The sequence below is a fragment of the Xylanibacter ruminicola Ga6B6 genome, from assembly GCF_000687715.1.
GTDB lineage: Bacteria > Bacteroidota > Bacteroidia > Bacteroidales > Bacteroidaceae > Prevotella > Prevotella ruminicola_B.
Window position 1 is genome coordinate 1 of the sequence record NZ_JHXD01000033.1, and the last position, 23,521, is coordinate 23,521.

The window sequence follows — 23,521 nt, forward strand, 5'->3', positions numbered from 1 at the left end:
AATGGTTCCGTAGCTCAACTGAATAGAGCATCTGACTACGGATCAGAAGGTTGTGGGTTTGAATCCCGCCGGAATCACCAAGAGGGAGAGAAAATCGAAAGGTTTTCTCTCCTTTTTTTGTGTATATCGAAATACTTTCGTATCTTTGCAAACAAAAAGAGATTGATATGGAAGATTCAGCATTAAACAGATATTTGGACGAGATTGGACGTGAGCAGTTGTTAACCAATGAGGAGGAGCGCGAGTTGGCCGAACGTATTGCTAAAGGCGACGAACGTGCGCTGTCGAAGCTGATCGAGGCTAACCTGAAGTTTGTGGTATCTATTGCACGCCAGTACAAAGGTAAAGGTGTAGATATGGAGGACCTGGTGAGCGAGGGTAATCTTGGATTGATGAAGGCTGCTGCCAAGTTTGATGCCAGCAAAGGTGTGCGTTTTGTTAACTTTGCTGTTGTTTACATCCGTCAGTCTATCGAGAAGGCTATCGACCAGCAGGGTGGGCTTTATCAGGTGCCCAAGGACGTAAAGCAAGAGGTGGCTCGCCAGCAGGCACAAGCCGTATCTGTTGATGCACCTCTGGGGCATCGTACCAACATGAGTCTGCTGTCGGTATTGGTTAACAAGGATGCGCCCTTGGCTGATGAGCGAGTACACTCTGAAGCTATCGAGGATGCCATAGAATTTGCTTTAGGCACACTTGATGCGCGCGAACGCCGTGTGATAAATGCTTTCTACGGAATTAATCAGGAGCACGAAACGATGGCCGAGATAGCCGAGGATATGGATGTCAAGCGCGAGCGTGTACGCCAGATACGCGAAAAAGCTGTTCGTAAACTGCGTAAGGCCTATCGCAACAAGCTTAAATCGCTATAGGCTTTAATTAATATATGTTAATTTATTAATATTTCTTTGAATACATCGGAAAATTATCTATCTTTGCAGAAATATTACGTTCTAACTAATTGATTATAAGACCGTGGAACTGTATTCTGTGAAGAAAGATATGAATAAGAAATGGTATGTATTGATTGCAGCATCAGTAGTTATACTGGTGGTTGTAGGTGTATCGTATTGGGCATTTAGCGCGGCTATGCGCGCAGAGACTAATGTACGTTATGCAGGCTTGCAAAGTGTAATAGCTGCACAGCTTAATAAAACCATCAGGGGTATGGAGATGAGTGCAATCAATGTGTTTAATGAGGTTGAGAAACACATGGATAGCCCCGAGTCGGTAGTACAAGCCCTCGAAGAGGAGTCGAACCTGAATCCCGATGTGCGTGGTTATTTTGCTGCATTCGAACCTAATTTCTTCCCCAGTAAGGGTCAATGGTTCGAGCCCTATATACACCATTCTGATAGCTCGGATTTCGAAATTAGTATGGTAGGTTCGGCCCGTCATGACTACACCCAGTCGGACTGGTACAAGCATGCCAAGGATATCAAGACCAGTTTCTGGTCGGAGCCTTATTATTACTATGATGGAACCTATATTAGTGGTCATTATTGTACTTTCGTAAAGCCCGTTTATACAGCCGATGGTAAACTGGCCTGCGTGTGTGGTGCTGATATCACTTTCGAGTGGCTTACTAAGGCCTTGCAGCGTATCGACGATGCTTGTCGTAACGACCAGCAGGTAAACAAATACCATTTGATGCGCGATTTCACTTTCTTCTCGATGGTTGTTGATCATGATGGCTCTTGCATTGTGCATCCCGAGGGTAAGAAAACGGTGTTTAAAGATCCTGAGATGTTGAAGAATCTTGAGCAGCAGCAATCTGGTATGATTGAGATGGAAGTGGATGGTGAGCCTTCGTTGGTTTACTACGGCCCGATTGATGGTATTGACTGGTCGGTGGCTGTTGTAGCTCCTATATCTGATGTATCGAAACCCTTCAGATGTATGCGATGGACACTCTTATTTTTGTCCATTATAGGCATTGTGGCTGTAGGTTTTATTTGTAAGCGTATGTAGTTATGCAGAAAAAGTATAAGCTTAATATACTGATAGCAGGCCAAACGTTGCTGTTGTTAGCGGTATCGCTGGGCGTATTGTTCTACTTCTCCCATAAGGCGTTGAAGAACGAGGCTATGCGCGATGCCGAGCTGACACTTGAGAGTACTGTGCAGAATATCGACAATATCCTGTTGAGCGTAGAGCAGAGTACAGGTAATATGTATTGCGATCTGCTGGAGCATGTTGATGAGCCTGAACGCATGTATGTGTATAGTCGCGAACTGGTTGAGAGTAATCCTAATATTGTAGGTTGTGCCATCGCCTTTAAGCCTGGCTATTTCCCGGGTAAGGATCTGTTTATGGCCTATGTGCATCGCCGTGCCTTTACTACCGATATCAAGAGCGATTTGGTTACTACCGATACTTTTACCGATCGTCCTTATACCGAGCAGGCTTGGTATAAGGATCCTATGAACAAAGGATGGATAGGCTGGACCGACCCATTGAAAGGTGAGGATACCGAGAATGAGCCGCTGGTAAATTTCTGTCTGCCTTTTACTGATAGAAGTGGCGAGCGTGTGGGGGTGATTTCTGTCGATGTTTCCATCAGTCAGTTGTCTAAGATTGTATTGGCAGCAAAACCCTCAGAGCGAGGCTACTGTGTGCTGATGGCTAAGAACGGCTCGTTCATTGTGCATCCCGACAAAGAGAAGTTGCAGAGTAAGACGGTATTCACACAGATGTATGAGGGTGCCGACCATTCCGTACTCGAGGCTGCCGAGGCTATGCTGTCTGGACAGAGCGGTATGAAACGTTTCTGTATGAACGACGAATCGTGGAGTGTGTTCTTCAAGCCCTTTAAGCGTGTAGAGTGGGAGGGGCGCTCTGATTGGCAGTTAGACTGGAGTGTAGGTGTGGTTTATCCTGATGCCGATATACATAGTGTGCACAACAAACTGCTTTATCTGGTGGTTGCTATCACCATTGTAGGCTTGTTGTTATTCTTCCTGCTTTGTGGCTGGCTTGTTCGTCACGAATTCAAGCCTCTCAGTCTGCTTACTCAATTAACCCAGCGTATAGCCGCTGGAAACTACGATGAATCGGTACCTGTCACCAATCGCGAAGATGAGGTTGGACATTTGCAGAACCGTTTACGTAAGATGCAGGACAGATTGAAGGAGCAGACAGCTGATTTGGAGAACGAAACGATGCAGTTGCATGAACATAGCGATGAGTTACGTGCTGCTTATGGTAGGATAGAAGAGAACGATAGGATGAAAACTTCGTTCCTGCACTATATCACAAACCAGATGGCTGTACCAGCCGAGAGTATCGACCGTAGCGTCACAACGTTGTGTAACAACTATCATGATATTAGTAAAGACGAAATAGATAAGCAGGTAGATAATATCGAGCGTAAAAGCGATATGCTGGTTGAACTGTTGAATCATATGGCTCATTTTACTGATGCCGAAACAGGAAAGGAGGCCAACCATGATTAAGGTACGTCGTAGTTTGTCGAGAGAGCTTAGCTTGGGCATCATGCTGCTGGCTATTCCCATCTTTGTAGTGGCGTTAGGCATCCTTTTCCTGCAGTCGCGTTACCTGATACATCACGAGGCTATGGAGAGTTCGCAGAGTTTACTGAACACCACCTTGCAGCGCGTTCAGAACTATATGCAAACCATTGAAACGGCAGCTGATGCTAATGTATGGATGCTCGAGGAAAACTTTGAGCCTCAAGCTATTCAGGCTGTGTCTAACCGTATTGTGCGCCTGAATGGCAATGTGATGAGTTGTTCCGTATATGCATTGCCGAACATGTTTCCGCAGTATGGCGAGAAATTCTCGGTTTACACCAAAAGAACGGGTGACACTTTGGCTACTTACCGCGAACCGGAATACGACTATCTCGGTAAGGCCTGCTATACTAAACCGGTAGAATCAGGTAAGGCTTGCTGGGTTGATCCCTTCATCGAATATTTTGATGGAAATGTAGATGTTCATCAGGCAATCGCAACCTACTGCAAGCCATTGCGACAGAAAAATGGGCGTATGATTGGTGTTGTAGCAGTAGATTTCTCGTTCAGCAAGTTGGCTAAGCTTATTAATACCGACGAACTGAATTACAATCTGGCTTACTATATGCTGATAGGGAGTGATGGACGTTATCTGATTCATCCCGACTCCACGCGTTTGTTCCGCAAAACGCTTTTTTCTGATGCCGATCCAAGTGCTAATTCTGATTTGATATCATTAGGTTATGAGATGACGGCAGGAAAGCGCGGCTCTATGCATGTGCATATAGGTAATCAGCTCTATCATGTATGTTACGAGCCTGTCGAAGGTACCAACTGGAGTCTGGCTTTGGTTTGTCCCGATAATCAGTTGATGCGTAGTTACCACAGAATGGGATACGTTATCATAGCCTTGATTGTGATAGGATTGCTGGCCATTATGTGGTTAAGTAATCGTATCGTAAAACAAACCGTCAGTCCATTGAACGATTTGCTTGATATGACGAAGGATATCTCTGATGGGCGATATGACGAGCAGATTCCTGTCAACTTGGGTAAAGGTGTGATAGCGCGACTACAGAATAGTTTTGCTCAGATGCAGATGGCTTTGAACGACAAGATGGGACATTTGCGTCAGCGTGTCGACGAGGCGCGACTGCGTAACGAAGCGCTGCAGCAGGATGTCCTGCAGGCTCAGGAGAACGTGAAGAAAAAGAACCAGTTCATGCAGCAGGTGGCCCAACACATGCGTTCGCCATTAAATGTGATTACTGGTTTTGCCAGCATGCTACGCGAGAGCAGCAACAATAAGGATATGATAGGCGAGGAGGAACTGGCCAATATCTCAAGTATGATGAAGAGCAACGCCATCAATCTTAACAGTATGGTGCTGATGCTGTTCGATGCTTCGGAGAGCGATGCCAACGAGGCCTTGAAGTGTAAGAAACAGGACGAGGAGTCGGTTAATGCGTTGGCCCACGAGTGTATCCTTTATACGCACGCCCACTTCCCCGATGCCAATATCGAGCTCTCTTCAACCGTATCCGATACGCTTTGCATCGTTACTAATCATATTTACCTGATGCGTACGCTGCGTGAGTTGCTTTATAATGCTGCGAAATATTCAGATGGTCAGCATATCAAGTTGAGTATTACCGATACCGATAATACCGTTAGCTATACGGTAGAGGATGTAGGTCCGGGATTGCCCGACGACAAGAAAGAGCTTCTGTTCGAGCCATTTACCCGCGAAGGCGATTTGTCCGAAGGTCTCGGCTTAGGTCTCCCATTGGCCAAACGCCATGCTAAGAGCTTGGGTGGAAATCTGGTTTTCGATGCCGATTATCATCAAGGTTGTCGTGTAACACTCGAGTTACCTAAATAAAAAAAGGCTCCCAATCGGGAGCCTTCATGATGCCTATTCGGTTTATTTAATCAAATCAACAGAACGCTTCAGGAATGCATCGAGGGCCTCACCTTTAAGCATACCGTTCTGCAGCAGAGCCAGGTCGATCAGCTGGTGAACTACCGAGTTGCCCTTGGCATATTCGGCAATTACAGCCTGCTTCTTGTCCTTTTGCTCCTGTACGGCTTTCTCTGCCTCGGCCTTCTGGTCCTTATCCTCCTGTGTCAGCTCGTCGTACTTCTTCTTATCCTGCTGGGCGCGGATGGCTGCCAAACGGGCTTCCTGACCCTTCAGCTCGGCTACGATTGGCTTCAGAGTCTCCTCGGTAGCTGCGCTGCTCTCATCAAGCACCTTCTTTACCAATGGGTGGTCTGAGTTCAGAACAAGGTTGAACGAGTCGGGCATCTGACCATAGAAGCTCATACCTGGCTGGAATCGGCTCATCTCCTTCATACGGCGCATGTACTCGTTCTGAGTAATAACTACAGGACGGGCCTCGGCACCAAGGGCATCTACCTGAACCATAAACTCTGTATGCTCAATCTTTGGCAGCTGAGTGCGGAATACGGCTGACAAATTGTCACTCTGATCCTCGCTCAGGTTGTTCTTGGGCGCATCGCTCTTTACAATCAGGCGGTCGATGATATCGCTGTCGACACGTGTGAAGCGACTCTTCTCAAACTTCTGCTCCAGCGTCTGGATGGTTGGTACGTCGAGCTGTCCGTCAAGCAGCAGCACGCTGTAGCCCTTATCCTGGGCGCCCTTGATGTAGCTGTACTGCTCCTCCTTGTCGGTAGCGTACAGATATACCAGCTGGTCGTCCTTATCCTTCTGGTTGGCCTCAATCAGAGTCTTATACTCGTCGAAGGTAAAGTACTTACCCTCAGTATCCTTGAAGAGTGCAAACTCCTTGGCGCGATCGTAGAAACCGTCCTCGCTCAGGATACCGTAGTTGATAAACAGCTTCAGGTCGTCCCACTTCTCCTCGTACTCCTTACGGTTCTCGTTGAAGATGGCCTTCAAACGGTCGGCTACCTTCTTAGTGATATAGGTCGAGATCTTCTTTACCTCGCGGTCGCTCTGCAGGTACGAACGTGATACGTTCAGAGGGATATCTGGTGAGTCGATCACACCATGAAGCAGGGTCAGGAACTCTGGTACGATGCCCTCTACCTGGTCGGTCACGAATACCTGGTTGCAATACAACTGAATCTTGTTCTTCTGCAGCTCGATGTTGTTCTTGATTTTTGGGAAGTAGAGGATACCTGTGAGGTTGAATGGGTAATCCACGTTCAGGTGAATCCAGAACAGAGGCTCATCGCTCATGGGGTATAGTGTGCGGTAGAAGCTCTTGTAGTCCTCGTCCTTCAAGGTGCTTGGAGTCTTGGTCCACAGGGGCTCTACGCTGTTGATGATGTTGTCCTCGTCGGTATCAACCTGCTTGCCGTCCTTCCATTCGGTCTTCTTACCAAAGGCCACGGGTACAGCCATGAACTTGCAGTACTTGTTGAGCAATCCCTCGAGCTTGAACTTGTCGAGGAACTCCTTGCAGTCGTCATCTACGTACAGGATGATGTCCGATCCGTGCTGCTCGCGCTCAGCATCGTCAATCTCGTAGGCTGGTGAGCCGTCGCAGCTCCACTTAACAGCCTTCGAGCCTTCCTTCCAGCTCTTGGTAATAATCTCAACCTTCTTGGCTACCATGAAGCTAGAGTAGAAACCAAGTCCGAAGTGACCGATGATATTGTTTGCGTTGTCCTTATACTTCTCCAGGAAGTCGGTAACGCCCGAGAAAGCAATCTGGTTGATATACTTGTCGATTTCCTCCTCGGTCATGCCGATACCATGGTCGCTGATGGTGATGGTACCCTTGTCGGTATCCAGGTTTACGCGTACGGTCAGGTCGCCAAGCTCCTGCTTGTATTCGCCCTGAGCGGCCAGTGTCTTCAACTTCTGTGTAGCGTCAACGGCGTTCGACACCATTTCGCGGAGGAATATCTCGTGATCAGAATAGAGAAACTTTTTGATGACGGGGAAAATGTTCTCGGTTGTAACCCCGATGTTACCTTTTTGCATAATCTTATGTATTTATGTTCTTATTATCAAAATAATATTTATTCTTATTCTCTAATCCACGATTATGCAAATAGCGTGCCAAAGTCACAACCACCCAACCCTCCTTCATCCTAAGGAGGACTTTTCATTTTCTTTCTGTCACCAGAAAGAAAACCGAAACAAAAGAAAGAGTGCGAAAAATCCCCCCGATGTGAATCGGAGGGATTGGTTTTTATAGGGTAGGGGTGAGAATTACTTCTCAGCCTTCTCCATCTTAGCCTTCAACTCAGCCAGAGCGTCGATATCACCGAGAGTTGTGCTAGCGGCGATATTCTCGATCTTTGGAGTATCGTTCTTGCGACCGCCCTTCTTAGCAGCTGCCTTCTTCTCCTCGCGAGCGGGATCCTCGAATGTGCGGCTGTGTGACAGGATGATGCGCTTAGAGTCCTTGTTGAACTCGATAACCTTGAACTGGAGAGTCTCACCAGCCTGAGCCTGTGAACCATCCTCCTTAACGAGGTGCTTAGGAGTAGCAAAGCCCTCTACGTTCTCCTCGAGAGCTACAACGGCGCCCTTCTCGAGCATCTCGCTGATCTTACCCTCGTGGATTGAACCTACAGCGTACTTACCCTCGAATACATCCCAAGGATTCTCCTCGAGCTGCTTGTGACCGAGAGAAAGACGACGGTTCTCCTTATCGATATCCAGAACTACAACCTCAATCTGCTCACCTACCTGTGTGAACTCTGAAGGATGCTTAACCTTCTTAGTCCAGCTCAGGTCGCTGATGTGAATCAGACCGTCAACACCCTCCTCGAGCTCAACAAATACACCGAAGTTGGTGAAGTTGCGAACCTTAGCGGTGTGCTTGCTGCCTACAGGATACTTGGTCTCGATAGCCTCCCATGGATCCTCGCGGAGCTGCTTGATACCCAGAGACATCTTGCGCTCGTCGCGGTCCAGAGTCAGGATAACAGCCTCTACATCGTCGCCAACCTTCAGGAACTCCTGAGCTGAACGGAGGTGCTGGCTCCATGACATCTCTGAAACGTGAATCAGACCCTCAACACCAGGCTGGATCTCAACGAATGCACCGTAGTCGGCAATAACAACTACCTTACCCTTAACGTGGTCGCCCACCTTGAGGTCAGCATCCAGAGCATCCCAAGGATGTGGAGTGAGCTGCTTCAGACCGAGAGCGATACGACGCTTCTCGTCGTCGAAGTCGAGAATTACAACGTTGATCTTCTGATCGAGCTCAACAACCTTGTGAGGATCGTCTACGCGGCCCCAAGAAAGGTCTGTGATGTGGATCAGTCCGTCAACACCACCGAGGTCAACGAATACACCGTAAGAAGTGATGTTCTTAACGGTACCCTCGAGGATCTGACCCTTTTCGAGCTTACCGATAATCTCCTTCTTCTGTGCCTCGAGCTCAGCCTCGATGAGAGCCTTGTGAGATACAACTACATTGCGGAACTCCTGGTTGATCTTTACAACCTTGAACTCCATTGTCTTACCTACGAACTGGTCGTAGTCGCGTATTGGGTGAACGTCAATCTGTGATCCGGGGAGGAAGGCCTCGATACCGAATACGTCAACGATCATACCGCCCTTAGTGCGGCACTTGATGTAACCCTGGATGATAGCGTCTGCCTCGAGAGCCTCGTTAACCTTCTCCCAAGACTGGCTCAGACGTGCCTTCTTGTGAGAGAGGATCAGCTGACCTTTCTTGTCCTCTGCACTCTCAACGTAAACCTCTACCTTGTCGCCGATCTTCAGATCAGGGTTGTAGCGGAATTCAGAAGCGGGGATGATACCGTCGCTCTTGTAGCCGATGTTGACAACTACTTCCTTCTTGTCAATAGAGATTACTGTGCCCTCTACTACCTGATGGTCGGCAACCTTGTTCAGGGTTTCGTCGTAAGCCTTGTCGAGCTCTTCCTTGCTAACATTAGCAACTGTTCCATTCTCGAACTCGTCCCAATTAAAATCGTCGAGTGGCTTAACGTTCTTTGTTAATTCTGACATAATTAAATAAATTTGTGCTCCTCGTTTTTTTGTCGGAGCGGGATCTGGACAGACGTTTACCAGACCATATTTTAAAGGGTTATTATTGATAGGAGCGGGCGCCTGTTCCTACACCTATTGCCCCTATGGGGCGAAAATCGGGTGCAAAGGTACTGATTTTTAGCGAGATAGCTCGTTTTAGACGGTTGATAATTTAAAGATTTATGAATTATTAACAAAAAGAAGAGCCAACTCTCACGAGCTGGCCCCTCCCATTCCAGTTTTAACCTTTTATACTTTACTTTTACTAACTATTTACAAGTTAATGGCGATTTATATTGAAATTTAAACAAATTCCAAGGTTATTACGGTGCATTTATACGATGCCCTGAGCCATCATGGCATTGGCAACCTTCATGAAGCCGGCTACGTTAGCACCCTTCACATAGTTGATATAGCCATCAGCCTGAGTACCATACTTCACGCAGTTCTCGTGAATATCGTTCATGATGCGCTTCAGATAGTCATCAACCTCCTTAGAAGTCCAGCTCAGACGCTCAGAGTTCTGTGACATCTCAAGACCAGATACTGATACACCACCAGCGTTAGAAGCCTTACCAGGAGCATAGAGGATCTTGGCATCCTGGAAGATCTTGATAGCCTCAGGCAGTGAAGGCATGTTAGCACCCTCAGCAACAGCAATCACACCGTTGTCGATCAGGGCCTGAGCCTGCTCACCATTGATCTCATTCTGAGTAGCGCAAGGCAGAGCGATATCAGCCTTCTCGTGCCAAGGACGCTCACCAGCGTGATATACAGCGTTAGGATACTCCTCAGCATACTCCTTAATACGTCCGCGCTCAACGTTCTTCAGCTCCTTCACATAAGCGAGCTTAGCCTCGTCGATACCATCTGGATCGTAGATGTAACCGTCTGAGTCAGAGAGAGTCAAGGGGATAGCACCCAGCTGGATGCACTTCTCAGTAGCATACTGAGCCACGTTACCTGAACCAGAAATCAGCACCTTCTTACCCTTCAGCTCGATGCCACGAGTAGCGAGCATAGAGGTCAGGAAGTAAACACAACCGTAACCAGTAGCCTCAGGACGGATCAGTGAACCACCGAAAGAAAGACCCTTACCAGTGAGCACACCCTGGAACTGATGAGTGAGCTTCTTGTACTGTCCGAAGAGGTAACCAACCTCACGACCACCTACACCGATATCACCAGCGGGAACATCCTCATCAGGACCGATCACGCGATACAGTTCATTCATGAATGCCTGGCAGAAACGCATGACCTCAGCGTCGCTCTTGCCACGGGGAGAGAAGTCTGAACCACCCTTAGCACCACCCATAGGAAGTGTTGTCAGAGAGTTCTTGAAAGTCTGCTCGAAAGCAAGGAACTTCAGAATACCCAGGTTTACACTCTTGTGATAACGCAGACCACCTTTGTAAGGGCCAATAGCGTTGTTATGCTGGATACGGTAACCCATGTTGGTCTGAACCTTACCCTGGTCGTCAACCCATGTGATACGGAACTCACATACGCGATCGGGGATACACAGACGCTCGATGAGGTTAGCCTTCTCGAACTCGGGATGCTTGTTGTACTCTTCTTCGATAGTGGGGAGTACCTGACTTACTGCCTGAATGTACTCAGGCTCATTGGGAAATCTCTGCTTCAGATCTTCTACAACTTTTGCTGCATTCATAATCTTAATACCTTTTTTTAGTTGTTGTTTGTTTGTGATTTAATTTTTTAATTCTGGTTGCAAAATTACAGCTTTTTTCTGAAATAACAAACTTTTTATCACTTTTTTCTCAAAAATGCTTTCATTTTGAAAGATTATTGATTTAAGTCAATTCAAAATGGCAAAAAATAGCCCCTTTTTTGTGTTCGAGCACAAAAAAGAGGCCTATATAATATAATAATGTGTAAGCGATTATTTGCCTATTACTGACAATTTGCTCTTAATTTTGTCCACATACGCATCAATTGTCGCTACAGCCACGATATTTACGACATCTCGTACACTGGCACCAAAGTCGATAAAGTGGATAGGTTTGTTCAGTCCCATCTGGATCGGGCCGATGATTTCAGCGTCGCTGCCAAGCATCTGCAGCATCTTGTACGATGAGCGTGCCGATGTCAGGTTGGGGAATACCAGTGTGTTCACCTTCTGACCCTTCAGTTTGGTGAATGGGTACTCCTGATCGCGCAGCTCGTTGTCGAGTGCAAAGCTCAGCAGCATCTCACCGTCGATAGGCAGATCAGGATACAGCTCGTGCATCTTAGCTACGGTGTCCTTTACCTTCAGGGCGCCATCGCTGGTGCTGCTACCGAAGTTAGAGTGCGATACCATTGCAATCACAGGCTTCTCGTTAAAGAAACGTACGGCAGTCGAAATCAGTTTCGAGATATCCAGCAGTGCCTCGCGGTCGGGGTTCTCGTTCACCATGGTGTCGGCAATATAGTAAGTACCCTTTGGCGAGTTGATGATGTGCATCGTACCGAAGTGCTTGTACTCGGGACGGATACCAATCACCTCCTTTACAACCTTAACTGTATTCGAGTACTTGGTGTACAATCCGGTGATAAAGGCATCGGCTTCGCCGGTCTCAACCATCATCATACCAAAGTAGTTACGCTCAAACATCTTGTCGTTAGCCTCCTGGAAGGTGTAACCCTCGCGCTGGCGCTTCTCGGCCAGTATGCGGGCATAACGCTCACGGCGCTCCTGCTGGTTGGGGTGGCGCAGGTTTACAATCTCAATGCCGTCCAGGTTCAGGTCCATCTGTGCAGCCATCTTGGTAATCACCTCGTCGTTACCCAGTAGGATGGGGTAGCAGATACCTTCGGCCTTAGCCTGTACAGCAGCCTTCAGCATGGTGGGGTGAACAGCCTCGGCAAATACCACACGCTGTGGGTGAGCGGCTGCTGTAGCGTAAAGCTTCTGGGTGAGCTTGGTTTCCTGTCCCAGCAGAACAGAGAGCGAACGCTTGTACTCGTCCCAGTCCTTAATCTCCTTGCGGGCCACGCCACTCTCGATGGCAGCCTTGGCAACAGCCGACGATACCTCGGTAATCAGTCGTGGGTCAACAGGCTTTGGGATAAAGTAGTTGCGGCCGAAAGTCAGGTTGTTAACCTTATATACGTCGTTTACCACATCGGGTACAGGCTGCTTGGCCAGGTCGGCGATGGCGTGTACGGCAGCCAGCTTCATCTCCTCGTTGATAGCCTTGGCGTGAACGTCAAGCGCACCACGGAAGATGTAGGGGAATCCGATCACGTTGTTAATCTGGTTAGGATAGTCGGTACGACCGGTCGACATCAGTACGTCGGGACGTGCCTCCATGGCATCCTCGTAGCTGATCTCGGGTACAGGGTTGGCTAGCGCAAAGATCACGGGATCCTTAGCCATCGACTTCACCATATCCTTTGAGAGTACATTACCCTTCGAGAGTCCTACGAATACGTCGGCATCCTTCACGGCCTCGGCCAGTGTGTGAATGTCGGTACGGTCGGTAGCAAAGAACTTCTTCTGCTCGTTCAGGTCGGTACGCTCCTTCGAGATAACACCCTTAGAGTCGAGCATCACGATGTTCTCCTTCTTGGCGCCGATAGCCATATACAGCTTGGTACAGCTGATAGCAGCAGCACCTGCACCGTTAACTACAATCTTAACCTTGGTTATATCCTTGCCGATTACCTCCATGGCGTTCTTCAATCCGGCTGCGCTGATAATGGCAGTACCGTGCTGGTCGTCGTGCATCACGGGGATATCGAGAGTCTTCTTCAGTCGGTCCTCAATATAGAAGCACTCAGGGGCTTTGATATCTTCCAGGTTAATACCGCCAAAGGTGGGAGCGATACGCTCTACGGCCTCGCAGAACTTCTCGGGATCCTTCTCGGCTACCTCGATATCGAATACGTCGATACCGCCATAAATCTTAAACAGCAGTCCTTTACCCTCCATTACGGGTTTGCCGCTCAGGGCACCAATGTCGCCCAGTCCCAGCACAGCTGTACCGTTCGAGATAACTGCTACCAGATTACCCTTATCGGTGTATTTATATGCATCGTCGGGGCGCTCCTGAATTTCCAGACAAGGATATGCTACTCCTGGAGAGTAGGCTAAGCTTAAGTCTGTTTGTGTACGATAAGCCTTTGTTGGCTTTACTTCGATTTTGCCTGGTCGTCCGCTCTCGTGATATTCGAGTGCGGCTTCTTTCGAGATCTTTACCATAAAGTGTATTATTAATAATGTTATTATTCTGAAATACGACCGCAAAAATACAAAAAACTATTGAAAATCATTTGGGTTTTTAGATTTTTTTGTAACTTTGCCACCAAATTGGAAGATTATGCAAGAAATAAAAGACATTTCGGACTACAAATTAAATTTAAAGGAGCGAATTCCCGATGTTGCTATGCAACTTTTTACCGAGCGAGGCATCAATGCCGTGAGGATGGATGATGTCGCACAGGCCATGAGTATTTCAAAACGCACCATTTACGAACTTTATGCTACAAAAGAGGAGCTGCTCTTCGAGGTGGTTGTAAAACACTTCAAGCAGCGCGTTGATAATATGGAGCTGGCTTTGGCCCATTGTACCAATGTGATGGAGATTCTCCTTGAGGTATATCGCATGAAAGTGCGCGACTTTAAGAATACCAATCCCCTGTTCTTTACCGAGATGGTCAAATATCCTCAGGTAAAGCGTTTTTTGGATGAGCAGAATAATGTCATGCGCGATAACAGTTATGAGTTTATTCAGCGTGGGGTAGACGAGGGCTATTTCCGTGCCGATTTGAACTACCAGATGGCTGTACTGCAGTTCGACGCCATGGGTGAGTATGTTATGCAGAAAGAGCTGTACCGCCAGTATTCCATCGAGGATATCTTCCGCAATCTCGTGTTTGTGTCCCTCCGAGGGCTCTGTACCGACAAGGGCATCAAAGCCATCGACGAGATGCTGTTCCAGTAAAGTAAACATAAAATCATCCCTGATCATCTTTGGCAGGGATGATTTTTTTGTTGTTAGGCCATAAAAAACTTACTCGTAAACTAAGAAAAATTTTCTGCATAGCCAAAGCGCAGATAGCAGACGTTTTAGTCCTATTGGTGTATATCTTGTGATTGTGTGGTTTTTTCAAGTAACTGGGTAAGTTTGGCTAAGCTATATCTGAAATGTAAAAACAATAATCCCCGTTCACACTTGAATGAGAACAGGGATTTGTTGCTTGTTTAACGATATTGATTACTGATGCTGTTCGCGCAGCAGGTCGTTAACAGTCTTAACGGGATTGAAGGTGCCCAGAGGAACCTCAACAAATACGGTGCTCCAGTTGCTCATGGCACCATTCCACAAGCCTGGCAACTCGAGGGCTTTGAGCTCCTTACCAGCCTTTGACTTTGACGAGATGAAACCTGTGGTCTTGTCGACAAACTCGGGCAGGTTGAATGGCTTACCCTGATAGTCCTTAACAGCGCAAACCAGATCAACTGGGTTGAAGTGGGTGCCCTGGGTAAACATCTTCATGTAGGCCTCGTTGTTGGTATCAATCTGGCTGCTCTCCAGGATCTGCAGGCTAACGGTACCATCCTGGTTGTAGGTAAGGAATGGGCCGCCACCAGGCTCGCCTACATTCTTAACTACACCGCACACACGCATGGGGCGATTGAGCTTGCCACGCAGATAAGCGGCATCTACCTTATTATTCTTGGCATCGGTACACAGGTTGTTGGCTACAAACTGGGCAATCTCCTGCAGCTGGGCCTCGCTGGCACCTGCATCCAATACCTTGAGATACTCGAAGGCCTGCTTCTGCAGGGTTACCAATACGCCTGCCAGTACCTGCTTCCACTCTACAGTCTCGGGCTTCAAACGGTCGGGTACTACGTTGTCGATATTCTTAATGAAGATCACATCGGCCTCGATCTCGTTGAGATTCTCGATGAGGGCACCGTGACCGCCTGGACGGAACAGCAGACTGCCATCCTCGTTGCGGAATGGGGTGTTGTCGGGGTTAGCGGCAACGGTATCGGTTGATGGCTTCTGCTCAGAGAAGCTGATATCGTACTTGATGCCGTATTTCTGTGCGAAGAAGTCGGCCTTCTCGGCTACCTTAGCCTTAAACAGCTCCATGTGCTCGTGACTGACGGTGAAGTGTACGTGAGCCTCGCCGTTGGATGCAGCATAAAGGGCACCCTCTACCAGATGCTCCTCCATAGGAGTGCGTGCACCTTCGGGGTACTTATGGAACAGCAGCAGGCCCTTTGGCAGCTGACCGTAGTTCAGTCCCTCGGCTTTCAGCATGTTGGCTGCTACAGCCTTATAGTTGCCTTCGGTCATCAAAGCCTTGATGCCCTTACCCTCGTTCTTCAGACAAACAGCATCGAGTGCCTCGAAGAAGGCAAAGTTTTCTATCTGGTCGAAATATTTCTTCTCGAAGTCGGTGGTGGGCACATCGTAGTCGGCATCAACAAATGCAAACATGTTTTTGAACATACGACTGGCGGCACCGCTGGCGGGCACAAACTTTACCACGCGCTTGCCTGCTGCCTTGTACTCGTTCCATGCGGCAACCAGCTTCTGGCGCTCGGCTGCGTCGGGAGCAATAATACCGTTACCGATACCTGCAGCTGCCTCCAGCTTCAGGAATGGGAAACCTGTCTTAAACTCGTTCAATTGATTTTCGATCTGCTCCTTGGTAATACCTTTTTGAGCAATTTGCTTCAAGTCTTTCTCCTCTAACATAATAAAAATGGTATTTAATCAATAAACTACGGCAAAAGTAACCATTTTTTTCGAAAAATGCGAATTAATCCAAAGAAAAATGTATCTTTGTAGCAAAATTTAGAAATTATGGCGGAAAAATTCGCATTTACATACGAGGAAAGAAAACGAATGGCATCGCAGACAGCCGAGATTCTGACTGAGGAGATTGGTTTGAAAGGCGATGCAATACAGGCTGTGCAGCTGATACCTGAATTAGAGGCGGGAAACATTGCGCTGGAAGAGGTAGAGCAGAAGTACGGCGAATCGGTGTCGCGTATATTACATGGACTAAAACGTATAGAGCAACTGTACGATAAGAATCCGGCGGTTGAGAGTGAGAACTTCAGAAATCTGCTGCTCTCGTTTGCCGAGGATATGCGTGTAATACTGATTATGATTGCCTATCGCGTGAACCTGATGCGACAGATTCGCGATACGGAGAACGTGGAGGCAAAGCTGGAGGTATCGCAAGAGGCGGCTTATCTCTATGCTCCGTTGGCGCATAAGCTGGGACTCTATAAACTGAAGAGCGAGCTTGAGGACCTGTCGCTGAAGTATATGGAGCACGATGCCTATTACCATATTCGCGAAAAACTGAGTGCTACCAAGGCGGCACGTGATGCTTATATAGATAGGTTTATTAAGCCTGTTGAGCAGAAGATGATGGCTGCGGGTATCCGTTGCCATATTAAGGGGCGTACCAAATCGATCCACTCTATCTGGCAGAAGATGCAGAAGCAGAAGTGTCCGTTCGAGGGTGTATACGATCTGTTTGCCATCCGAATTATTATCGATTGTCCGCTGGAGCAGGAAAAAATGCAATGCTGGCAGGCATACTCGATTATTACCGATATGTATCAGCCAAACCCCAAACGACTGCGCGACTGGCTGTCGGTACCCAAATCGAATGGCTACGAGAGTCTGCACATTACGGTGCTGGGTCCAGAGCAGAAGTGGGTTGAAGTACAGATACGTACCGAACGTATGGACGAGATTGCCGAACGTGGTGTGGCTGCCCACTGGCGCTATAAAGGCGTGAAGGGCGAGACCGGACTGGATGAGTGGCTGACGAATATCCGTACGATGCTGGAGCATGCCGACGGACTGGATGCTATGGATCAGTTTAAGATGGAGCTGTACGAAGACGAGGTGTTTGTGTTTACACCTGCAGGCGATTTGTGGAAGTTCCCCTTGGGTGCTACGGTACTTGATTTTGCCTATCATATCCACTCAAAATTGGGCAACCAGTGTACGGGTGGCCGCATTGGCGGAAAAGTAGTGCCGATACGCTATGAGTTGAAGAGTGGCGACCAGGTTGAAATCTTAACGTCGGCTAACCAGAAACCCCGACAAGAGTGGCTGAATATCGTCAAGACCTCGCGTGCCAAATCCAAGATTCGTTTAGCGCTCAAGGAAACCCAGGTAAAGGACGGACTCTTTGCCAAGGAGATGTTGGAGCGTAAGTTCCGAAATCGTAAGATTGAACAGGACGACAGCATCATGTTCAACGTGATCCGTAAGATGGGTTACAAGGAGGTGAGCGACTTCTATAAGGCTATTGCCGATGGCGTTTTGGATACAAATGATGTGCTTGATAAGTTCTTGGAACTCAGGGGTAAAGAAGCTGTTGTTACAGGAGATAATCAAGCCCGTTCGGCTTCTGAATTCGAACTAGACGAGTCGAAGATTGCGGGCCTGAATCAGCAGGTGAACGATGACGTTCTGGTGATTGACCGCAACCTGAAAGGCTTGGATTATCAGCTGGCAAAATGCTGTTCGCCCATCTATGGCGACGATGTGTTTGGCTTTGTTACCGTTAATGGCGGTATCAAGATTCATCGTTGCGATTGTCCGAATGCTCCCGAGTTGCGTCGCCGTTTTGGCTATCGCATTGTTAAGGCCAAGTGGAGTGGTAAGGGATCGTCGCAATATAGCATCGCCCTGCGTGTGATAGGTAACGACGATATCGGTATCGTGAACAATCTAACGAGCATTATTTCGAAGGAAGAGAAACTGGTGCTTCGTAGCATCAATATTGATAGTCACGACGGTTTGTTTAGTGGTAATATTGTGGTGATGCTTGAGGATACCTCACGACTCGAGGCGCTCATTAAGAAACTGCGTACCGTTAAGGGTGTTAAGCAAGTAGATAGAATATAAATAAGGCAATTTTATGAATACGAAACTTTTATTTGTTGCATTGGTAGTGCTGTCGCTGTCGGCTTGTCGTGGTCGTGGTTCTCAGCGCGAGGAGTTTGTTGAGGAGAAGGTGGAATATCATCCATTGGTAACTGATTCGGCTGCTATCGATTCGATTGCAAATTCGGGTTTGATTGATAACGAGGCTGCTCTGGAGATGCCTGATATCCCCAAGGATAAGCAGGTAAACATGAATGCTAACGATGCCAGCGTGGTGGATCTGATGAGTGGCAGCGGCGATGGCGACCTGGATAAAGAGGCCGACCCGCTAAAATAACCCACTTGTTAAAGCGGGCTATCTACTCGCGATAAATCCATGCTAACAGCTTGTTTACCCACCTGATGGAGAATCGGAACCATCGGTAGGTGCTTTGTTCCTTGCCTCCGAAACGCAATATGAATTCGCGGTAAGGATTCTTGTGGAAAGGTAGGCCCACATCCATGAAACGCATGTGCTGATAACCCTCGTTGTAAGCGTGCTTCATGACATCCCACACCACAATAGTGTCGGGGTGCAAATGGTGGAATGTCTTGCGCCTGAAGGCAGAATACCATAGGTAGGCATCGCCCTGACTATATACGCAGGCGGCACAGGCAATCACTTTTTCGTGATACTTGGTAATAAACAGGTTGCCGTTTTTGCCGTCCATCAGCTCGCGGAAGAAAATATCGTCGGGGATATAGCGCTTGGGCTTCAGGATATGGTGCTTACGTAGTAGTTTCGAGAAAGCTTTATAGTCTTGTTCGTTGCTGACTATCTCGGTTTGTGCACCTCGCTCGTGGGCGTGGTCAATGCGTTTCTGCAGTTTGGGTGTGATGCGTTCTTCGGGTGCGCGACGATGCAACGAGTTGTGTATCGACATCCAGTTTACGGGGTAGTAGCCGTTTTCGCGCAGAACCTTATAGCCAAACATCTTGGTGCTCAGGTTACTCATCTCCATAAACAGTACGCGTTTGTTGAGTTTGCGTGTCAGCGCACTTAGCATCCGGTCGAACAGCTCGTCTTTCTTGTAGCCGCAGTCTTCGTTGTACACACCTTCGCCTAATATCCGGCAATGTATCAGCAGGAATGGTGGTAGTATCAGTGTGCGGAATCTGACGATGCCCAGCATGTGACATAGCTCGCGGCCCGATTCGTCGTTAATTACCACCATATAAGGTCGCTGGCGTGGGGCTGCCTCGCATACTTCCATCAGTTCCTGACTGTGGAAATAGCTGCCCTGACGGAGTGCTGGCATACCTTTGGATTTGGTGTATATGGTGGTAATCAGTTGGTCCATACTGCAAAGATAGATATTTTTGGGCACGAATGGCACGAATTTCACGAATTTTTTAGTTTTAAAATCTTTTTTCGCGTTAATTCTCGTGATTCATGCCAAATAATCACTATCTTTGCACAAAAATTAGGTAGATTATGACAAGTTTTAAAGATTTGGCGCAGTTGCGCCGCAGCCATCGCAAGTTCTCTGATAAGGAGGTTGATCCCGAACATCTTAAGCTTATTCTGCGTGCAGCCTTGATGTCGCCCACGTCGAAGAGTCAGCGTGCCTGGCAGTTCGTGGTTGTTGATGATAAAATGGATCTTGAGAAATTGGCTGATGCCAAGAATATGGGTTCACAATTCCTGAAGGATGCCCCTGTGGCTATTGCCGTATTGGGCGACCCCATGCAGAACGACTGTTGGATAGAGGATGGCTCGATTGCTACCATCTCTATGCAATATCAGGCAGAAGAACTGGGATTGGGCTCTTGCTGGATTCAGATGCGAGGTCGTGGATTGAGCGATGGTACCAGCGCCGACGAGGTGATTCGTGGCGTGTTGGGTATTCCTGATAACTACAATTGTCTGTGTATTCTTGCAATAGGTCATTGGACCGATGAACGCAAACCTCAGGACGAAGAGAAACTGAAGTGGGAAAACGTTCACTTGAACAAGTTTTAATATTTAATCTTTAATGTTTAATCTTTAACGTGATTAACTACGATTTAAATAAAATCAAGGCCATCATTTTTGATATTGATGGCGTGTTGAGTGCCGAGACGATTAATCTGAGTGCCGACGGTACACCGCTGCGTACGGTGAATATCAAGGATGGTTATGCCATTCAGTTGGCCATGAAGTTAGGCTTGCGTATTGCCATTCTTTCTGGCGCAAAGGTAGATAGTCTGCGTGTGCGCTACGAGGGGCTAGGTGTTGAAGATATTTACCTGGGTTGTGCCGTGAAGATTGCCACCTACGATGAGTTCCTGGCCATCTATGGCTATACCGACGAGGAGGTAATGTACATGGGTGATGATATTCCCGACTTGGAGATTATGCGTAGGGTAGGTTGTCCTGTATGCCCCAAAGATGCCTGCGCAGAGATTCGTGAGGTGAGTGTGTATGTGTCGGATCGTGATGGCGGTTATGGTTGTGGTCGCGATGTGATAGAGCAGGTATTACGTGCCCAGGGAAAGTGGGTAATGAATGCTAAAGCATTTGGGTGGTAAATGTTTGATAATTAGTGATTTGTAATGAATAGATATAAATATGTTTTGGCGAGTAATTCGCCACGCAGAAAAGAATTGTTGGCAGGATTGGGGCTGGATTTCGAGGTGCGTGTGATTGATGGTATCGACGAGTCGTACCCCGCTAATCTGCCCGCAGCCGAGGTGGCACAGTTTATTGCCGAAAAGAAGGCTGCTGCTTACAAACCAGCACTCCAGACTGGTGAGCTGATTATTACTGCCGATACGGTGGTGATAGTAGGCAATGATATTTTAGGGAAACCACACGACGAGGCTGATGCCGTACGTATGCTTCGTGAAATCAGCGGTCGTACCCATCAGGTTACTACAGGTGTGTCGCTGCTTACCGCTACCAGTCAGCGTTCGTTTTCGGTTACTACCGATGTAACCTTTAAACAGCTTACCGATGCTGAGATTCAGCACTATGTGAGCCACTATCGTCCTTTTGATAAGGCTGGTGCTTACGGCATTCAGGAGTGGATTGGCTACATAGGTGTTACAGGACTTAACGGCAGTTATTATAATGTGATGGGCTTGCCCGTACAGCGCATTTATACCGAACTGCAAAATTTGTAATAAAAATTATGGCTGCAGGAAAATGGATTGGCGGATTTGCCGGTTGGATGGCTGGTGGTCCACTTGGTGCATTGGCAGGTTATCTGCTGGGTTCGCTATTTGATACCGTGCTGAATGGGGTGAATACCCCCGAAAACTCTGGTACCTGGCAATCGTATAACGAGAACTACCAGCAGGCTTATCAAAGGCAACAGCAGCAAGGACAGCGCAATAGTTTTATGTTTTCGCTCCTGGTACTGTCGTCGTATATCATCAAGGCCGATGGTAAGGCTATGCACTCTGAGATGGAAATGGTTCGTCAGATGTTGCGCCAGAACTTCGGTAATGCTGCCGTACAGCAGGGTAACGAGGTGTTGAACCGCTTGTTTGAGGAACAGAAACGCGAAGGCTGGCAGCAGTTCAAGCAGACGGTATGCGACTGTTGTGCACAGATAAGTCGACAGATGGATTACTCGCAGCGTTTGCAGCTGCTTAACTATCTGGTGATGGTGGCAAAGGCCGATGGTAGCGTGCCCCAGAGCGAGATAACAGCCCTGAAAGAGTGTGCCCAGTGGATGGGATTGCAGGTTAATGAGGTTGACTCGATGCTGCATCTTGAGGGTGGTAGTCTCGACGATGCCTACAAGGTGCTGGGTGTGAGTCCGGATGCCAGCGACGATGAGGTGAAGAAGGCCTACCGCAAGCAGGCTCTGCAGCACCATCCCGACAAGGTGGCTGCTTTGGGCGAGGATGTACGCAAGGCTGCTGAGAAGAAATTCCAGGAGATTAATGCCGCCAAAGACCGCATTTGGAAGGCGCGTGGACTTTAATTTGCCGCTTTTGTTCCTCTAATTTACCACTTTTTCAAGAAAAAGTTTGGAGGTTTAAAGTATTTTTTCTACTTTTGTACCCATCAAGCATAAGCTTGAGGTTGATAATTTATGAAGCTGAGACTGATTAACATTCTACTTATATTAACGTTTGCCCTCAAGGTAAATGCTAATAATCTCGGCTATTCGGATTCTAAGCCCTTGATATTCGGAATAGATCAGGATTATCCCCCATTGGAGTATGTGAACGAGAAAGGCAATCCCAGCGGTGCCGATGTGGAATTTACCAAGATTCTGATGAAACGCATGGGTATTCCTTTCAAGTATGCGCCAAACACATGGGGAGCTATTGCCAACGAAATATTAGGTGGTAAGGTTGACCTGGGTATGATGGTATATTCGCCTTATCGCAAGGATATCACCAATTACTCGCGTGCCGTGATTCGCCTGTACTACCAGTTGGTAACACGTAAGGGTAGCAAGAAGAACTACGGACTGCGCGACATGCACAACATGGAGGTGGCCCTGATGGCCAGTCGCCCGGTACGCGACACGCTGCAGAAGATTGGTGCACGACTGGTGATTGTGGAAGATCTGACCAAGGCGATGAGGGAGTTGTCGGCAGGTAAATACGATGCGGTGGTGTGCTATCGTTATCAGGCTAAGTATCTGATAGGTAAGCATAAACTGCAGAATCTGGAACAGGAAGACCTGACGCTGACACCACGCGAATACTGCTACGTGAGCAATAATAAAAAGCTGATAAATGCCATCGACAAGGAGCTCGACAAGATGGAGGAAGAGGGCCTGATGGACGAGGTGTATGGCAATGTGGCTTCAACCTTCAACGGCGTGATTATACCCCGATGGGTGTATATTGCCATTGTAGCCTTTGTGATTGTGGTGCTGCTGGTTGTGATATTAAACCAGATGCACAACACGCGACAGCTGAAGAAAGCGCTGGATATAGCCCGCGAAAACGAGGAGAAGGCCAAAGCTAACGAGGAAAAAGCTAAAGCCAGCGAGGAAAAGGCCCGAAAGAGTGAGGAGGAAGCACGAGCCAGTGCCGAGAAGGCCAGGGAGAGTGAGGCTATCGCTAAGGCTAATGCCGAAAAGGCCAGAGCCAGCGAAGCTGAGGCGCAGCGTATTGCCGATGTGGCTAGGCGAAACGCCAAGGAGGCTGAACACAATGCGATGGTGGCC

Annotated in this window: 18 protein-coding genes and 1 tRNA gene; 13 read left to right on the forward strand and 6 right to left on the reverse strand. The window is 47.9% G+C overall.

Translation table 11 applies throughout. The features are described from left to right. Nucleotides 1-3 precede the first annotated feature (3 nt). From T500_RS0113820 to T500_RS0113840, 5 genes are all read left to right on the forward strand, one after another. Nucleotides 4-80, forward strand: a tRNA-Arg gene (locus T500_RS0113820). A gap of 87 nt (nt 81-167) precedes the next feature. Continuing rightward, nucleotides 168-872, forward strand: a complete 705-nt coding sequence (locus T500_RS0113825) for an RNA polymerase sigma factor RpoD/SigA (protein ID WP_051612089.1) — start codon at nt 168-170, stop codon at nt 870-872. Nucleotides 873-1,002: 130 nt separating this feature from the next. Further along, nucleotides 1,003-1,971, forward strand: a complete 969-nt coding sequence (locus T500_RS0113830) for a hypothetical protein (protein WP_155267570.1) — start codon at nt 1,003-1,005, stop codon at nt 1,969-1,971. A gap of 2 nt (nt 1,972-1,973) precedes the next feature. Then, complete coding sequence (locus T500_RS0113835; RefSeq protein ID WP_028908599.1) at nt 1,974-3,455, forward strand: cache domain-containing protein; 1,482 nt, start codon at nt 1,974-1,976, stop codon at nt 3,453-3,455. Further along, nucleotides 3,421-5,355 carry an ATP-binding protein gene (locus T500_RS0113840; RefSeq protein ID WP_080694913.1) on the forward strand — a complete coding sequence of 645 codons (1,935 nt, stop codon included), beginning with the start codon at nt 3,421-3,423 and terminating at the stop codon, nt 5,353-5,355. Before T500_RS0113835 ends, T500_RS0113840 begins: the two co-directional genes overlap by 35 nt. A gap of 42 nt (nt 5,356-5,397) precedes the next feature. Here the strand turns inward: T500_RS0113840 and htpG are convergent, their stop codons facing one another. The 4 genes from htpG to T500_RS0113860 all read right to left on the reverse strand — a co-directional run bounded on the left by htpG (nt 5,398) and on the right by T500_RS0113860 (nt 13,690). Beyond that, nucleotides 5,398-7,452: a molecular chaperone HtpG gene (gene htpG, locus T500_RS0113845; protein ID WP_028908601.1), complete on the reverse strand. Its 2,055-nt coding sequence runs from the start codon at nt 7,450-7,452 to the stop codon at nt 5,398-5,400. A gap of 231 nt (nt 7,453-7,683) precedes the next feature. Next, nucleotides 7,684-9,462, reverse strand: a complete 1,779-nt coding sequence (gene rpsA, locus T500_RS0113850; RefSeq protein ID WP_013063631.1) for a 30S ribosomal protein S1 — start codon at nt 9,460-9,462, stop codon at nt 7,684-7,686. A 355-nt stretch (nt 9,463-9,817) separates the two neighbouring features. Further along, nucleotides 9,818-11,155: an NADP-specific glutamate dehydrogenase gene (locus tag T500_RS0113855; protein ID WP_028908602.1), complete on the reverse strand. Its 1,338-nt coding sequence runs from the start codon at nt 11,153-11,155 to the stop codon at nt 9,818-9,820. 231 nt (nt 11,156-11,386) lie between these two features. Continuing rightward, complete coding sequence (locus T500_RS0113860; RefSeq protein ID WP_028908603.1) at nt 11,387-13,690, reverse strand: NADP-dependent malic enzyme; 2,304 nt, start codon at nt 13,688-13,690, stop codon at nt 11,387-11,389. A gap of 118 nt (nt 13,691-13,808) precedes the next feature. On the opposite strand from T500_RS0113860, the gene T500_RS0113865 reads away from it, so the two are divergent. After that, nucleotides 13,809-14,432, forward strand: a complete 624-nt coding sequence (locus T500_RS0113865; RefSeq protein ID WP_036909211.1) for a TetR/AcrR family transcriptional regulator — start codon at nt 13,809-13,811, stop codon at nt 14,430-14,432. Nucleotides 14,433-14,705: 273 nt separating this feature from the next. On the opposite strand, the gene T500_RS0113870 is transcribed toward T500_RS0113865, so the two are convergent. Further along, nucleotides 14,706-16,205 carry a DUF4301 family protein gene (locus tag T500_RS0113870; protein ID WP_028908605.1) on the reverse strand — a complete coding sequence of 500 codons (1,500 nt, stop codon included), beginning with the start codon at nt 16,203-16,205 and terminating at the stop codon, nt 14,706-14,708. A 108-nt stretch (nt 16,206-16,313) separates the two neighbouring features. Between T500_RS0113870 and T500_RS0113875 the strand changes: the two genes are divergently transcribed. Together T500_RS0113875 and T500_RS0113880 are read left to right on the forward strand one after the other, a co-directional pair. Beyond that, nucleotides 16,314-18,386, forward strand: a complete 2,073-nt coding sequence (locus T500_RS0113875; RefSeq protein WP_028908606.1) for a RelA/SpoT family protein — start codon at nt 16,314-16,316, stop codon at nt 18,384-18,386. Between the two features lie 13 nt (nt 18,387-18,399). Further along, nucleotides 18,400-18,702, forward strand: a complete 303-nt coding sequence (locus T500_RS0113880) for a hypothetical protein (protein WP_155267571.1) — start codon at nt 18,400-18,402, stop codon at nt 18,700-18,702. 22 nt (nt 18,703-18,724) lie between these two features. On the opposite strand, the gene T500_RS0113885 is transcribed toward T500_RS0113880, so the two are convergent. Next, nucleotides 18,725-19,705, reverse strand: a complete 981-nt coding sequence (locus T500_RS0113885) for a GNAT family N-acetyltransferase (protein WP_028908608.1) — start codon at nt 19,703-19,705, stop codon at nt 18,725-18,727. A gap of 134 nt (nt 19,706-19,839) precedes the next feature. On the opposite strand from T500_RS0113885, the gene T500_RS0113890 reads away from it, so the two are divergent. The 5 genes from T500_RS0113890 to T500_RS0113910 form a co-directional block, all read left to right on the forward strand. Next, the gene (locus tag T500_RS0113890) at nt 19,840-20,367 is read left to right on the forward strand and encodes a nitroreductase family protein (RefSeq protein WP_028908609.1); all 528 of its coding nucleotides are present in this window, start codon (nt 19,840-19,842) and stop codon (nt 20,365-20,367) included. 29 nt (nt 20,368-20,396) lie between these two features. Continuing rightward, nucleotides 20,397-20,915, forward strand: a complete 519-nt coding sequence (locus T500_RS0113895; RefSeq protein ID WP_028908610.1) for a KdsC family phosphatase — start codon at nt 20,397-20,399, stop codon at nt 20,913-20,915. A 24-nt stretch (nt 20,916-20,939) separates the two neighbouring features. Beyond that, complete coding sequence (locus tag T500_RS0113900; protein WP_028908611.1) at nt 20,940-21,509, forward strand: Maf-like protein; 570 nt, start codon at nt 20,940-20,942, stop codon at nt 21,507-21,509. 8 nt (nt 21,510-21,517) lie between these two features. Then, entirely contained in the window at nt 21,518-22,318 is an 801-nt protein-coding gene (locus tag T500_RS0113905) for a DnaJ domain-containing protein (protein ID WP_028908612.1), read from the forward strand. 111 nt (nt 22,319-22,429) lie between these two features. Beyond that, nucleotides 22,430-23,521, forward strand: a 1,092-nt coding sequence (locus T500_RS0113910; RefSeq protein ID WP_028908613.1) for a transporter substrate-binding domain-containing protein, incomplete at its 3' end; no start/stop codon positions are given.

Coding starts and splice junctions, on each gene's coding strand:
- T500_RS0113905 (WP_028908612.1), top strand. CDS start 21,518: ATGGCTGCAGGAAAATGGATTGGCGGATTTGCCGGTTGGATGGCTGGT.
- T500_RS0113875 (WP_028908606.1), top strand. CDS start 16,314: ATGGCGGAAAAATTCGCATTTACATACGAGGAAAGAAAACGAATGGCA.
- T500_RS0113890 (WP_028908609.1), top strand. CDS start 19,840: ATGACAAGTTTTAAAGATTTGGCGCAGTTGCGCCGCAGCCATCGCAAG.
- T500_RS0113825 (WP_051612089.1), top strand. CDS start 168: ATGGAAGATTCAGCATTAAACAGATATTTGGACGAGATTGGACGTGAG.
- T500_RS0113835 (WP_028908599.1), top strand. CDS start 1,974: ATGCAGAAAAAGTATAAGCTTAATATACTGATAGCAGGCCAAACGTTG.
- T500_RS0113900 (WP_028908611.1), top strand. CDS start 20,940: ATGAATAGATATAAATATGTTTTGGCGAGTAATTCGCCACGCAGAAAA.
- T500_RS0113870 (WP_028908605.1), bottom strand. CDS start 16,205: ATGTTAGAGGAGAAAGACTTGAAGCAAATTGCTCAAAAAGGTATTACC.
- T500_RS0113830 (WP_155267570.1), top strand. CDS start 1,003: ATGAATAAGAAATGGTATGTATTGATTGCAGCATCAGTAGTTATACTG.
- T500_RS0113885 (WP_028908608.1), bottom strand. CDS start 19,705: ATGGACCAACTGATTACCACCATATACACCAAATCCAAAGGTATGCCA.
- rpsA (WP_013063631.1), bottom strand. CDS start 9,462: ATGTCAGAATTAACAAAGAACGTTAAGCCACTCGACGATTTTAATTGG.
- T500_RS0113840 (WP_080694913.1), top strand. CDS start 3,421: ATGCCGAAACAGGAAAGGAGGCCAACCATGATTAAGGTACGTCGTAGT.
- htpG (WP_028908601.1), bottom strand. CDS start 7,452: ATGCAAAAAGGTAACATCGGGGTTACAACCGAGAACATTTTCCCCGTC.
- T500_RS0113865 (WP_036909211.1), top strand. CDS start 13,809: ATGCAAGAAATAAAAGACATTTCGGACTACAAATTAAATTTAAAGGAG.
- T500_RS0113860 (WP_028908603.1), bottom strand. CDS start 13,690: ATGGTAAAGATCTCGAAAGAAGCCGCACTCGAATATCACGAGAGCGGA.
- T500_RS0113855 (WP_028908602.1), bottom strand. CDS start 11,155: ATGAATGCAGCAAAAGTTGTAGAAGATCTGAAGCAGAGATTTCCCAAT.
- T500_RS0113880 (WP_155267571.1), top strand. CDS start 18,400: ATGAATACGAAACTTTTATTTGTTGCATTGGTAGTGCTGTCGCTGTCG.